This window comes from Streptomyces sp. NPDC059909, from assembly GCF_042730885.1.
In the GTDB taxonomy this organism is placed as follows: Bacteria; Actinomycetota; Actinomycetes; order Streptomycetales; family Streptomycetaceae; genus Streptomyces.
In genome coordinates, this window is the sequence record NZ_JBHWKX010000008.1 from 61268 (window position 1) to 73560 (window position 12293).

The window sequence follows — 12293 nt, forward strand, 5'->3', positions numbered from 1 at the left end:
TCTACCGGAAGGCACCAACGCGGGCGCGGGCGGATTTCATCCCGCCGCAACAAAGTACGGTCTCCGGTCCTAGGACCGGCCCTTGTGCGGGAGAAAGGCCTTACGAGGCCGGGCCGCGCTCCGGCACCGCCGGCATGGCCTCCTGCGGGACGGCGGGCGCGGGGACCAGCGAGTACGTCGACGCGGTCGGGTTGAGGTCCCTGTGCACGACGCGGGCGACGGCCTGGATGGTGTTGACGCCGTCGGTCATCGTCGCGTTGTCGTGCGTGAGGACGGTGATCGAGTAGTTCGCCGTGGTGCTGGTGAATGCGCCGATGCTGTGCACCCGCCAGCCGTGCGTGGCACGGGACAGCCAGCCGTTCTTCACGTGGACGGTCACGCTGGTGGGCGCGCCGACCGGGGTGCCCCAGCGCTGCGAGGAGATCACGCGTCGCATCAGGCTCTGCATGTACGCGCGTGAGCTGTCGCTGAGCACACCGTTCTTGTTGGTGACCAGGCCCAGCAGCTTGCGCTGGTCACGAGCGGTGATCTGGGTGAGCCCCCAGTAGCTGCCCGAGCCGGGAACGGTCATCGTCATGCCGGCGGTCTGCAGAAACGCCTTGATCTTGGTGACGCCGAGCTGGTTCCACAGCTGGGTGGTGGCGCTGTTGTCCGACTTGGTGATCATGGCGGTGGTGAGAGTGACCTCGCGGTCGGTCAGCCGCCGCGCCTGCTTGCCGGCGTCCCACAGCAGTGTCGCCAGCACGGTCGCCTTCACGACGCTCGCGGAGTCGAACTTCTGCGTGGCGCGGAGTTCGCAGTGGGTGTTGGTGGGGCGGTCGTAGACGGCGACGGCGGTCATCGAGGAGCGCCCCTTGAGCGCGGCGGCGATGTCGGCCGACAGCTTGGTCGCGAGTCCGGCCTTGTTCGAGGTACAGCTCACGGCTGGGGTCACGGCGGAGGCGGGTGCCGCCGACAGAGCTGTCGGCAGGAGCACTCCCACGGCCAGGGCCGCGCCGAGAGCGCCGCGTCTGCGGCGGCGGGATATGGAGTGGTGAGTCACGCATCGGAAGACTCACCGGATGGCGAAAAGTTGTACGGGAATACGGAAAGCCGTGCGGGCGCGGACACTGTGACGGCACAGTGCCCGCGCCCACACGGACCACGCCTCGAGGCCGCGCCGGATCAGAGGTGCGTCGGCGCGAACATCCTCAGCACGGCGGGCAGCACGACCACCGAAGGCCCGGGCTGGGCCAGCGACTTGGCCAGGTCCTCGCGCAGCGACTCCGTCGACGTGCGGACCGCGGGCACCCCGAAGGACTCGGCGAGCGCGACGAAGTCCGGGCGGGACAGCTCGGTCCCCGTGGCCTCGCCGAAGGCGTCCGTCATGTACTCGCGCAGGATGCCGTAGCCGCCGTCGTCGACGATCAGCCAGGTCACCGGCAGGCCGTACTGCTTCGCGGTCGCCAGCTCGGCGATCGAGTACATCGCGCCGCCGTCGCCGGACACCGCGAGCACCGGTCGGCCGGGGTCCGCCGCTGCGGCGCCGAGCGCCGCCGGGAAGCCGTAGCCGAGGCCGCCGGCGCCCTGGGCGGAGTGCATGGTGTTGGGGCGCCGGGCGTCGAAGGCGGACCAGGCCCAGTAGGCCAGGATCGTCATGTCCCAGAAGCTCGGCGCATCGTCCGGCAGGGCGTCCCGGACCGCGGAGATCAGCTGCTGCTCCAGGGTCAGCCCCTGGCCGGCGATCCGCTCCCGTACCTTCGCCAGCAGGGTCGCGACCCGCTCGGCGGCCGACGGGTCGCGCCGCGCCACCACCGTCTCGAGGAGTGCGGTGAGCGCGATACGGGCGTCGGCGTGGATGCCGAGGCCGGCGTGGTTGGACTCCAGCTTGCCGAGGTCCGCCTCGATCTGGACGACCCGGCCGCGCGGCGCGAACGTGTGGTAGTTCGAGGAGAGTTCGCCGAGACCCGAGCCGACGACCAGGAGGACGTCGGCGTCCTCCAGGAGGTCGGTGGTGTGCCGGTCCTCCAGCCAGGACTGCATCGAGAGCGGGTGCTCCCAGGGGAAGGCACCCTTGCCGCCGAAGGTGGTGACGACCGGGGCGTCCAGCTTCTCGGCGAGCGCCAGCAGCTTGCCGGAGGCGTCGGAGCGTACGACACCGCCGCCCGCGATGATCGCCGGGCGCTCGGCGTTCTGCAGCAGGTGCGCGGCGACGGCGGTCAGCTCCGGGCGCGGCACGAGGTCGCGCGGGGTCGCGTCCATGGCCGTGACGACCGGCAGGCCCGTCTCGGCGAGCAGCACGTCCTGCGGGATCTCCACCCAGACCGGGCCGTGCGGGGCGCTGAGCGCGGACTCCCAGGCGGCGGCGATCGCCGACGGGATCTGCGACGCCGTGCGCACCGTGTGCACGGACTTCACGATGTCGCGGAACGACGCCTTCTGGTCGCGCAGTTCGTGCAGATAGCCATGGCGTCCGCCGCCGAGGCCCGCGGACGGGATCTGGCTGGAGATCGCGAGTACGGGGGCGCTGGCCGCCGCGGCCTCCTGGAGCGCGGCGAGCGAGGTCAGCGCGCCGGGTCCGGTGGAGAGCAGAAGCGGGGCGACCTGGCCGGTGATCCGGCCGTACGCGTCGGCCGCGAAGCCCGCGTTGTTCTCGACCCGGAGGCCGACGTACCTCAGGTCGGAGCGGCGCAGCGCGTCGAACATGCCGAGCGCGTGCTGGCCCGGCAGGCCGAAGACCGTGGTCGCGCCGAGCCCGGCGAGGGTCTCGATGACGAGGTCACCGCCGTTGCGCCCGGCCGGCGGGGTGAGCGCGGCCGCGATCTGTGCCGCCGTGGGGCGCAGTACGAGGTCGTGGTCGTGGGTCATGGGGTGTCCCTTCCTTGATGCCCTTCCGCCGGAACGCGCCGGATGCGCCGGGGCCTTGGCGCGGCCGTTCCCCTGGTGCCGGACCAGCTGTGGCACGGGGGCCTTGGTGCTCCGGCCGCTGGGCCGCAGCCGGCATGGCATGGGCCGCTAGCGGCCCGGGGCGCCGGTGTCCGTTGATGCCTGCCCGGCCACCGGCCCCGGCGATCCGGCCGCGGGGGCCGGTGGCGGCATGGCGTGCGCGCGAGCGACTGGCGTGCCGGTGTCCGATCCTGATGCCGGGCGCCCCGGCCACCAGGGCCACGGGCCACGGTCGCGAGGCCGCCGGACCGCCGGGCGCGGCCCGGCGAGGCCCTGCGCGCGCGGCCGGCGGGCCTGCGCCGTGCCCGCAGGGCCGGGGGGTTACTTCGCGCTCTGCTCCGCGCCGGCGGCGCGGTTCGCGGCGATCTGGCGGGACATGATCGTGGTCAGCTCGTACGCGGTGTGGGAGGCCGCGACCGAGGTGATCTCTGCGTGGTCGTACGCGGGGGCGACCTCGACGACATCGGCGGAGACCAGGTTGCAGGAGGCGAGCCCGCGCAGGATCTCCAGCAGCTCACGGGAGGTCATGCCGCCGGCCTCGGGGGTGCCGGTGCCGGGGGCGTGCGCCGGGTCGAGGCAGTCGATGTCGATGGAGATGTAGAGCGGGCGGTCGCCGATGCGCTGGCGCAGCTGGTCGGCGACCTCGTCGGCGCCGCGGCGGTAGACGTCCGACGAGGTGACGATGCCGAAGCCCATCTTCTCGTCGTCGGTCAGGTCCTGCTTGCCGTACAGCGGGCCGCGGATGCCGACGTGGGAGAGCGCCTCGGTGTCGAGGATCCCCTCCTCGACGGCACGGCGGAACGGGGTGCCGTGGGTGTACTCGGCGCCGAAGTACGTGTCCCAGGTGTCCAGGTGCGCGTCGAAGTGGAGCAGCGCGACGGGGCCGTGCTTCTTGGCGACCGAGCGCAGCAGCGGCAGCGCGATGGTGTGGTCGCCGCCGAGGGTCATCATGCGGGCGCCGGTGCCGAGGATGTCGTCGGCGGCGGCCTCGATGGTCTCGACGGCCTCGTTGATGTTGAACGGGTTGGCGGCGATGTCACCCGCGTCCGCGACCTGGGCGAGCGCGAAGGGCGAGGCGTCCTGCGCCGGGTTGTACGGCCGCAGGAGCCTCGACGCCTCACGGATGGCGTTGCCGCCGAAGCGCGCGCCGGGGCGGTACGAGACCCCGGCGTCGAAGGGCACGCCGACGACGGCGACATCCGTGGTGCCGACCTCGTCGAGCCGGGGCAGCCGGGCGAACGTCGCGGGTCCGGCGTACCGCGGGACGCGGGACGAGTCGATGGGGCCGCGCGGCGTCTCGTTGCTGCTCATGACGTATGCCTTCTTCCTACGCTTTTCCTACTGTTCGCAGTCGTTCGACTGTAACGGGATTCAGAGGGTGGCCTGGACGGCCGGCTCCGCCACCGGCTCATCGACGGCCTCGGGCCCGCGGCCCGCGAGACGCTCGCGCCAGTTGGCCAGGATCGCCTCGTCCGTCGGCTTGGTGGCCAGCGAGACGACGACGTACGTGGCGAGCGAGGCGAGCAGGCCGTAGTAGATGGGCTCGTTGGCGAGGATGCCGTAGTGCCACATCAGGCCGATGACCGCGAGGCCGCCGACGATGACGGAGGACAGCGCGCCGTGGACCGTGCCGCGCTTCCACAGCAGTCCGCCGAGGATCGGGACGAGCAGTCCGCCGACGAGCAGGTTGTACGCGACCGTCAGCGCCTCGATCACATTGTTGAGGGCGATGGCGATGACGATCACCGCGACACCCATCATCAGGATGAACGCCCGGTTGCCCTTGACCTCGTCGTGCGCCTCGCCGTCCGCGCGGTCGTGGGTGATGGCGCCGCGCAGCCGCCGCCAGATGTCGTTGTTGGCGACCGTCGCGCAGGCGATCAGGGCGCCGGACGAGGTGGACATCACCGCGGCGAGCGCGGCGGCGAGGACCAGGCCGCGTACACCGAGCGGGAGTTCGTCCTTGACGATGGTGGCGAAGGCGTCGTCGGCGTTGGCGAGGTTCGGGTAGAGCACCTTGGCCGCGGTGCCGATGACGGCGCCGGCGAGGGCGTAGACGAGGCAGTAGGTACCCGCCACGGTGCCGCCGTAGCGGGCGACCTTGTCGTTGCGGGCGGTGAAGACGCGCTGCCAGATGTCCTGGCCGATCAGCATGCCGAACGTGTAGATCAGCACGTACGTGAAGATCGTCTCGCCGCCGATGCCGAGCGGGGCGAAGTACTCGGTGGGCAGCTGGGCCTTCATCTCGGCGAAGCCGCCGGCCTTGACCACGGCGATCGGGAGCAGCAGGAGCAGCACACCGATCGTCTTGACGACGAACTGGACCATGTCGGTGAGGGTGATCGACCACATGCCGCCGAGCGCGGAGTAAGCGACCACGATCGAGCCGCCGAGGATGATCGCGAGCGTCCGGTTCATGTCGAAGAGGACGTCGAAGATCGTGGCGTACGCGATGGTCGAGGTGACCGCGAGCATCAGCGTGTACGCCCACATCACGACACCGGTGATGAGACCGGCCCGGCCGCCGTAGCGGAGATCGAGCATCTCGGAGACGGTGTAGACCTTCAGCCGGGCGATGCGCGCGGAGAAGAAGATCGAGAGGGCGAGGAGGCCGAGGCCGATGGTGAAGACCATCCAGGCCCCGGAGAGGCCGTACTTGTAGCCGAGACCGACGCCACCGATGGTGGATGCACCGCCGAGCACGATGGCGGCCATGGTGCCGGAGTACATCCAGGGGCCGAGCCTGCGGCCCGCCACCAGGAACTCACTCTTGGACTTGGCGCGGCGCATGCCCCACCAGCCCATGGCCAGCATGCCGGCCAGATAGACGACGATCACTGCGTAGTCGACGGCCATGGGGCCCTCCTTCGCTTCACCTCAGTGGCGTGTCGTGCAGAAAATGAGGGGGACGCAGCGGCTCTTCCGCGGGGACATCCGCCCGTACCCGCGGCCGCTGGGACGTCTCGACGATAGGTGGCCGAAAAGCGACGATGAAGTGTACGTTTCCTCCATTCTGGAAGACGATCACAGATGGAACGTCCACCATGCCGGACCCCACCGCTCACCCCTCCGCCCCTTCGGCCCCACCGGCCCCACCCATCCCGCTGGCCGCACTGCTGGCCCGCGAGGACCTCGGCCTGCGGCTCGTCGCGGGCACCACGAACCCCGAGAGCGTGGCCATCCAGTGGGTGCACACCTCGGAGATGGCCGATCCGTACCCCTATCTGCTGGGCGGCGAGCTGCTGCTGACGGCGGGCGTCCTGCTGAAGGACCCGGAGACGTACGCGGCCCGGGTCGTCGAGGCCGGCGGTGCGGCGATCGGTTTCGGCGTCGCGCCGGTGCACGACACCGTCCCGGCCGCGCTGGTCGAGGCGTGCGAGCGGCACGGGCTGCCGCTGGTCGAGGTGCCGCCGCAGACCCCGTTCACGGCGATCGCCCGCGCGGTCTGGCGGCTGATGGCCCAGGTCCGCCTGCAGGAGGTGCGCCGCGTGAGCGAGGCCCAGCAGGGCCTGGCGACCGCGGCCGCCCGCCCGGACCCGGTCCCGGCGGTCCTCCAGCAGCTGGCATCCCGGCTCGGCGGCTGGGCAACGCTCCTCTCCCCGGACGGCTCGGTCCTGTACGCGTCGGGGCGCCGGCCGGCCGCCGACGCCCGCGAGGCACTGGCACGGCTGGCCACGGTGGTCGGGCCCGCGGCGGACGAGGAGCCCAGGGGCCCAACACCCGCGCCCCGTACGGCGGGAGCGGCCGGTACGGAGACCACGGGAGCCCCCGCCGACGTCCCCGTCGGCAGCGGCCGGCGCGTCGCGCCCTTGTCCGCCACCGACGCCGTCGGCGGGGTCGGCCTCGCGGCGTACGCGCTCGGCGGCGGCGAGCGCCTGGTCCTGGGAATCGCGACCGAGGCGCGGGAGCCCGGCGGCCACACCGTGGCCGGGATGGCCGTCGTCCTCCTGTCACTGCTGACCGCACCGCACCAGGGCGTGGACGCGACCGGGCGCTCGGCCGCGCTGGTGCGGTTGCTGCTGGGGGCGCCGCCCGCCGAGGTGGCGCCCGCGCTCGGGCCGGGCCCGTGGACCGTCGTGCATGCCGCACGGCCCGGCCCGCCGCCCGACCGGATCGCGGCGTCGGCGCTCGGCGCGGCACTGGGCAGCGCACTGGTGGACGCGGACGGCGCGACCGTACGGATCCTGCTCTCAGGGGACCGGCGGATCGAGCCGCAGCCGGGCTGGACCCTCGGTGTGAGCGCCCCCGCCGCCCCGGCCGACCTGACCGCCGCCGACACCGCCGCCGCACGCGCCTTGCGCCGGGCCGAGGCGACGCGGGAGCCGCTGGCCCGCCAGCGCGGCGCCGGGCTCGGCGAGCTGGTCGCACCCGACGACGCCGCCATCCACGCCCGCGCTCTCCTCGCGCCCCTCGCGGGCTCCCCCGCGCTCACCGAGACCCTGCGCGTCTGGCTCTCGCTGCACGGCAGCTGGGACCGCACGGCGGTCGCCCTGGGCGTCCACCGCAACACGGTGCGCCAGCGCATCGCCCGCTGCTCGACGCTCCTCGGGATGGACCTGGACGACGCCGACGTACGGATGGAGCTCTGGTTCGCGCTCAGATGGTTGTGATGTTGACAACCGATGCTGGACAGCGTTGCGAACCGCCGGGTAACTTAACCTGAGCAAGCGCTTAGACAGTGCGTACCCATGCAGTCATGAGGAGGCGTCCGTGCGCCGGACCGTATTCAACGAGGACCACGAGGCGTTCCGGGAGACCATCCGCGCCTTCATCGAGGCCGAGGTCGCCCCCGTCTACGACGAGTGGTTCGCCGCGGGCCAGGCGCCGCGCGACTTCTACTACAAGCTCGGCGAGCTGGGCATATTCGGCATCAACGTCCCCGAGGAGTTCGGCGGCGCCGGCCTGGACACGCACAAGTTCGAGGCCGTGCTCTACGAGGAGACCGCGCGCGCGGGCGTCAATTTCGGCGGCTCCGGCGTGCACGTGCTGCTCGCCCTGCCGTACATCAAGATGCTCGCCTCCGACGAGCAGAAGAAGCGCTACCTGCCGAAGTTCGTCAGCGGCGAGGAGATGTGGGCGCTGGCGATGACCGAGCCGGGCACCGGCTCCGACGTCGCGGGCATGAAGACCACCGCCAAGCTCTCGGATGACGGCTCGCACTACGTCCTCAACGGCGCCAAGACCTTCATCACCGGTGGCGTGCACGCCGACCGCGTCATCGTGTGCGCCCGCACCTCCGCCCCGCGCGAGGACGACCGCCGCTTCGGCATCTCCCTCTTCGCCGTGGACACCAAGTCCGAGGGCTACTCCATCGGCCGCAAGCTGGACAAGCTCGGCCTGCGCACCTCCGACACCGCCGAGCTGGCGTTCGTCGACGTGAAGGTGCCGGTCGAGGACCTGCTCGGCGAGGAGAACAAGGGCTTCCACTACCTCGGCCAGAACCTGCCGTCCGAGCGCTGGGGCATCGCCTTCGGCGCGTACGCGCAGGCCAAGGCCGCCGTCCGGTTCGCCCAGCAGTACGTGCAGGAGCGCACGGTCTTCGGCAAGCCGGTCGCCTCGTTCCAGAACACCAAGTTCGAGCTGGCCGCCTGCCAGGCCGAGGTGGACGCCGCCGAGGCCGTCGCCGACCGCGCCCTGGAGGCCCTGGACGCGGGTGAGCTCACGCCCGCCGAGGCCGCCTCCGCCAAGCTGTTCTGCACCGAGGTCGCGCACCGCGTCATCGACCGCTGCCTCCAGCTGCACGGCGGCTACGGCTACATGAACGAGTACCCGATCGCCCGCCTGTACGCCGACAACCGCGTCAACCGCATCTACGGCGGCACCAGCGAGGTCATGAAGTCGATCATCGCCAAGTCGATGGGCCTGTAGCCCAGGTGACGAAGGCGCTCGACGACCTGCTCGATCTGCTCGACCTGGAGCAGATCGAGCAGGACTACTTCCGGGGCCGCTCGCGCTCGGCGATCGTGCCCCGCGTCTTCGGCGGACAGGTCGCGGCCCAGGCGCTCGTCGCCGCGGGCCGCACCGTCCCCGATGACCGCACGGCCCACTCCCTGCACGCGTACTTCCTGCGGATGGGTGACCCGGGTGCCCCGATCGTCTACACGGTCGACCGCATCCGTGACGGGCAGTCCTTCACGACCCGGCGGGTCGTCGCCATCCAGCACGGCCAGCCGATCTTCCATCTCTCGGCGTCCTTCCAGACGTACGAGGAGGGGCTCGACCACCAGGCGCCGATGCCGGACGCCCCGGACCCGGACACCCTGCCGACGGCCGCCGAGACCCTGCCCGCGCACGCGGACCGGTTCATCCACCCGGACACGGCCCGGCGGATGCTGGAGGCGCGCTCCGCGGTCGATCTGCGCTACGTGGACGCTCCCCCGTACGCCAGCGTCGGCGAGCGCCGCGAACCGCGTTCGCAGGTCTGGTTCCGTACGAACGGCAAGCTCGCGGACGACCCGCTGCTGCACGTCTGCCTCGCCACGTACGTCTCCGACATGACGCTGCTCGACTCGGTGCTGCTGGCCCACGGGCGGGGCGGCTGGGCGGTCGGTGACGTCGTGGGCGCCTCGCTCGACCACGCGATGTGGTTCCACCGGCCCTTCCGTGCCGACGAGTGGCTCCTGTACGACCAGGAGTCCCCGAGCGCGCACGGCGGCCGCGGTCTGGGCCAGGCCCGTATCTACACGCAGGACGGGCAGCTGGCGATCTCGGTGATCCAGGAGGGCGTGGTCCGCGTCCCGCGCGGCTAGGCCGAGACGGACATACGCTCCCCATCATGGCGAGCGAGAAGATCACCGGTGGGCCGGAGGACGCGCCCGTGCCGCCGGCGGAGCGGATCTACCCCGGTGAGGTGCCGCAGAGCACCTTCACGGTGATCGTCGCGGCGCTGGCCAATCTGGGCATCGCCGTCGCGAAGGCCGTCGCCGGGGTCGTCAGCGGATCGAGCGCGATGCTCTCCGAGGCCGCCCATTCGGTCGCGGACACCGTCACCGAGGTCCTGCTGCTGACCGCCCTCAAACGGAGCGCGAAGCCGGCGGACGAGGAGCATCCGCTGGGCTACGGGCCCGAGCGGTACATCTGGGCGATGCTCGCGTCCGTCGCCACGTTCGTCGGCGGCGCGGTCTTCTCCGTCTACGACGGCGTCCACACGCTCACGCAGGGCGAGGAGCTGGGCAATCCGCTGCCCTCGTACATCGTGCTGGCCGTCGCCACCGTGCTCGAGGGCTACTCGCTGCGGACCGGCGTCCGGCTGATCCGCGGCGAGGCGGCCCGCTTCGGCACACCCGCGCGGCGCTATCTGCGCTACACCCCGGACACCGCGGTCAAGGCCGTGGTGATGGAGGACTCCGCCGCGATGAGCGGTCTGCTGCTCGCGGCGGGCGGCCTGGCCGGGACGCAGCTCACCGGCTCCTCCGTCTGGGACGGCGTCGCCTCGATCCTCATCGGTCTGCTGCTGGTCTACGTGGCCTGGGTGCTGGGCCGCAGCAATGCCCAGCTGCTCATCGGGCGGCCGCTGCCGCCGAGGATACGCGAGTCGGTGCGCGAGGAGCTGCTCACGGTGCCGCACATCGTCGAGGTGCTGGAGCTGACCACGCTCATCCAGGGACCGACCGAGATCCTGATCGCCGCGAAGGTGAACTTCCGGGACGTCGCCTCGGCCGAGCAGGTGGAGTGGGCGTGCGAGGACGCCGAGGAGCAGCTGCGCCAGCGCTTCCCGGCGATCCGCAGGGTCTACCTCGACGCGACGCCCGGGGTTCATCAGGTACGGCCCGGGGTGCCCGGTGGGCCCGGCCGGGGGTCCTGAGGTCATCCCCGGGTCAACGCAGCCGGCTCACGGCGGCGGGCGGGCAGCCCGGTCTCAGAGGAGACCCGCCGCGTCCAGGAGATAGGCCGTCATCGGCTCGTAGAAGCGAGGGTCCGTGACGTGGTCGTCCAGCGGGACCGTCACCCGGAGGGTCCCCTCCGCCTCGCCGATGAAGAGCGCCGGGTCGTTGCAGTCGGCGTAGCCGATGGCGTCGATGCCTCGCCGGCCCGCGCAGCCCGCCCAGCCGTGGTCGGCGACCACCAGGTCCGGCAGCGGCCGGCCCTCCCGCTCCAGGCCGTCGAGGATCGCGGCCATCGGCTCCGGCGAGTGGGTGTGCCAGAGGGTCGCACCGCGCTCCAGCATCGCGACATCGGCGAACTGGTAGACCATGCCCTCGTCGGCCGTGAGCCCGGACGGGATGCGGACGATCTCGCAGCCCGCGGATCTGAGCGCGTCCGCGGTCTGCCGGTGCACATCGAGCAGCCCGCCCGGGTGACCGGTCGCGAAGAGCACCGACTCCCTCGCGGCAGCCGCCTCCTTCAGCCGCGCCGCCATCCGGTCCAGGGCGTCGACCGTCAGCTCCGGGTCGATGGTGTCCTGCCCGAACCGGTGCTCCGGGTCGTCGTTGACGCCGCAGCGCTCGGCCATCACGGCCAGCACGTCCTGCTCGTCGGTCCAGCGGTCGCCGAGTTCGAGGCCCAGCCAGTAGTGGCGGTCGCCGTTGGCGAGCTTGCGGTAGTGGGAGAGGTTGTTGTCGCGGGGTGTCGCGACGTCTCCGGCGATACGTGTGCGGACGAGGTGGTCGACAAGGGCGGCACGGTTCGGTATCGGCATGCGCCCATTGTGCCGTCAGGTGTGCGGAGCGTGCTTGGCGTCCCAGCGTCCGGACGCCCGGGACTTGGTCCGGACGCTCTGATCCGGACGCCCCGCCGCGGTCAGGTCACGCGGACAGCGAGGCGAACGCCCCGTGCGCCAGCTTGCGCAGCAGGTCCTCCATGGAGGAGCGGCCCGGCAGCCCATTTCCGTACGACCCGAGGTGCGGGGTCGAGTTGAGCAGCCCGAAGACCGCGTGGACGGCCGCCCGGGCCTGGCCCTCGGGGACGTCCGGGTGCAGCTTGCGGACGACGTCCACCCACAGCTCGACGTACTGCCGCTGCAACTGGCGCACCAGCTTGCGGTCGCTGTCCCGGAGGCGGTCCAGCTCGCGGTCGTGCAGGGTGATCAGCGGGCGGTCGTCGAGGGCGAAGTCGATGTGCCCGTCGATCAGCGAGGCGAGCAGCTGCTCCGGGCCGCCGTCGCCGTCCGCCTCGGCGACGCGGCGCCTGCCGCCGTCCAGGAGCCGGCCGGAGATGCCGACCAGCAGCTCGGCGAGCATCGCGTCCTTGCCGGCGAAGTGGCGGTACAGCCCGGGGCCGCTGATCCCCACGGCCGCGCCTATCTCGTCGACGCCCACGCCGTGGAAGCCGCGTTCGGCGAAGAGGCGGGCGGCCTCCTTGAGGATCTGCTCGCGACGGGTCGGGGCGTCGGTCCGGGTGCTCATGGCACTGATTCTAGACAACGCAGT

General features: G+C 71.9%; 10 protein-coding genes. 4 read left to right on the forward strand and 6 right to left on the reverse strand.

The features are described 5' to 3' along the window. Positions 1 to 100: 100 nt before the first annotated feature. The 4 genes from ACFV9O_RS08600 to ACFV9O_RS08615 all read right to left on the reverse strand — a co-directional run bounded on the left by ACFV9O_RS08600 (position 101) and on the right by ACFV9O_RS08615 (position 5781). Entirely contained in the window at positions 101 to 1042 is a 942-nt protein-coding gene (locus ACFV9O_RS08600) for a serine hydrolase (protein WP_385414110.1), read from the reverse strand. Between the two features lie 122 nt (positions 1043 to 1164). Beyond that, positions 1165 to 2847, reverse strand: a complete 1683-nt coding sequence (locus ACFV9O_RS08605; RefSeq protein WP_385414113.1) for a thiamine pyrophosphate-binding protein — start codon at positions 2845 to 2847, stop codon at positions 1165 to 1167. 399 nt (positions 2848 to 3246) lie between these two features. Next, positions 3247 to 4236, reverse strand: coding sequence for an agmatinase (gene speB / locus ACFV9O_RS08610; RefSeq protein ID WP_385414116.1), 990 nt, complete (start codon positions 4234 to 4236; stop codon positions 3247 to 3249). 60 nt (positions 4237 to 4296) lie between these two features. After that, positions 4297 to 5781, reverse strand: a complete 1485-nt coding sequence (locus ACFV9O_RS08615) for a sodium:solute symporter (RefSeq protein WP_385414118.1) — start codon at positions 5779 to 5781, stop codon at positions 4297 to 4299. A 188-nt stretch (positions 5782 to 5969) separates the two neighbouring features. On the opposite strand from ACFV9O_RS08615, the gene ACFV9O_RS08620 reads away from it, so the two are divergent. The 4 genes from ACFV9O_RS08620 (at position 5970) to ACFV9O_RS08635 (ending at position 10729) form a co-directional block, all read left to right on the forward strand. Then, positions 5970 to 7535 carry a PucR family transcriptional regulator gene (locus ACFV9O_RS08620; RefSeq protein WP_385414121.1) on the forward strand — a complete coding sequence of 522 codons (1566 nt, stop codon included), beginning with the start codon at positions 5970 to 5972 and terminating at the stop codon, positions 7533 to 7535. 100 nt (positions 7536 to 7635) lie between these two features. Next, positions 7636 to 8793 (forward strand): acyl-CoA dehydrogenase family protein, encoded by a 1158-nt coding sequence (locus ACFV9O_RS08625; protein ID WP_385414122.1) that lies wholly within the window; start codon positions 7636 to 7638, stop codon positions 8791 to 8793. Positions 8794 to 8798: 5 nt separating this feature from the next. Beyond that, positions 8799 to 9674: an acyl-CoA thioesterase gene (locus ACFV9O_RS08630; protein WP_385414125.1), complete on the forward strand. Its 876-nt coding sequence runs from the start codon at positions 8799 to 8801 to the stop codon at positions 9672 to 9674. Positions 9675 to 9700: 26 nt separating this feature from the next. Then, positions 9701 to 10729: a cation diffusion facilitator family transporter gene (locus tag ACFV9O_RS08635; protein WP_385414128.1), complete on the forward strand. Its 1029-nt coding sequence runs from the start codon at positions 9701 to 9703 to the stop codon at positions 10727 to 10729. Positions 10730 to 10783: 54 nt separating this feature from the next. Here ACFV9O_RS08635 and ACFV9O_RS08640 read toward each other — a convergent pair whose 3' ends face one another. Both ACFV9O_RS08640 and ACFV9O_RS08645 read right to left on the reverse strand, forming a co-directional pair. Next, on the reverse strand, positions 10784 to 11563 hold the full coding sequence (locus ACFV9O_RS08640; RefSeq protein ID WP_385414131.1) for a phosphatase: 780 nt from the start codon (positions 11561 to 11563) through the stop codon (positions 10784 to 10786). A 106-nt stretch (positions 11564 to 11669) separates the two neighbouring features. Then, positions 11670 to 12269, reverse strand: coding sequence for a TetR/AcrR family transcriptional regulator (locus ACFV9O_RS08645; protein ID WP_385414134.1), 600 nt, complete (start codon positions 12267 to 12269; stop codon positions 11670 to 11672). Positions 12270 to 12293 lie beyond the last annotated feature (24 nt).

What these genes read in the sequence shown, in the direction of transcription:
- ACFV9O_RS08605 (WP_385414113.1), bottom strand. Translation starts at nt 2,847, where the DNA reads ATGACCCACGACCACGACCTCGTACTGCGCCCCACGGCGGCACAGATC.
- ACFV9O_RS08640 (WP_385414131.1), bottom strand. Translation starts at nt 11,563, where the DNA reads ATGCCGATACCGAACCGTGCCGCCCTTGTCGACCACCTCGTCCGCACA.
- ACFV9O_RS08635 (WP_385414128.1), top strand. Translation starts at nt 9,701, where the DNA reads ATGGCGAGCGAGAAGATCACCGGTGGGCCGGAGGACGCGCCCGTGCCG.
- speB (WP_385414116.1), bottom strand. Translation starts at nt 4,236, where the DNA reads ATGAGCAGCAACGAGACGCCGCGCGGCCCCATCGACTCGTCCCGCGTC.
- ACFV9O_RS08615 (WP_385414118.1), bottom strand. Translation starts at nt 5,781, where the DNA reads ATGGCCGTCGACTACGCAGTGATCGTCGTCTATCTGGCCGGCATGCTG.
- ACFV9O_RS08620 (WP_385414121.1), top strand. Translation starts at nt 5,970, where the DNA reads ATGCCGGACCCCACCGCTCACCCCTCCGCCCCTTCGGCCCCACCGGCC.
- ACFV9O_RS08645 (WP_385414134.1), bottom strand. Translation starts at nt 12,269, where the DNA reads ATGAGCACCCGGACCGACGCCCCGACCCGTCGCGAGCAGATCCTCAAG.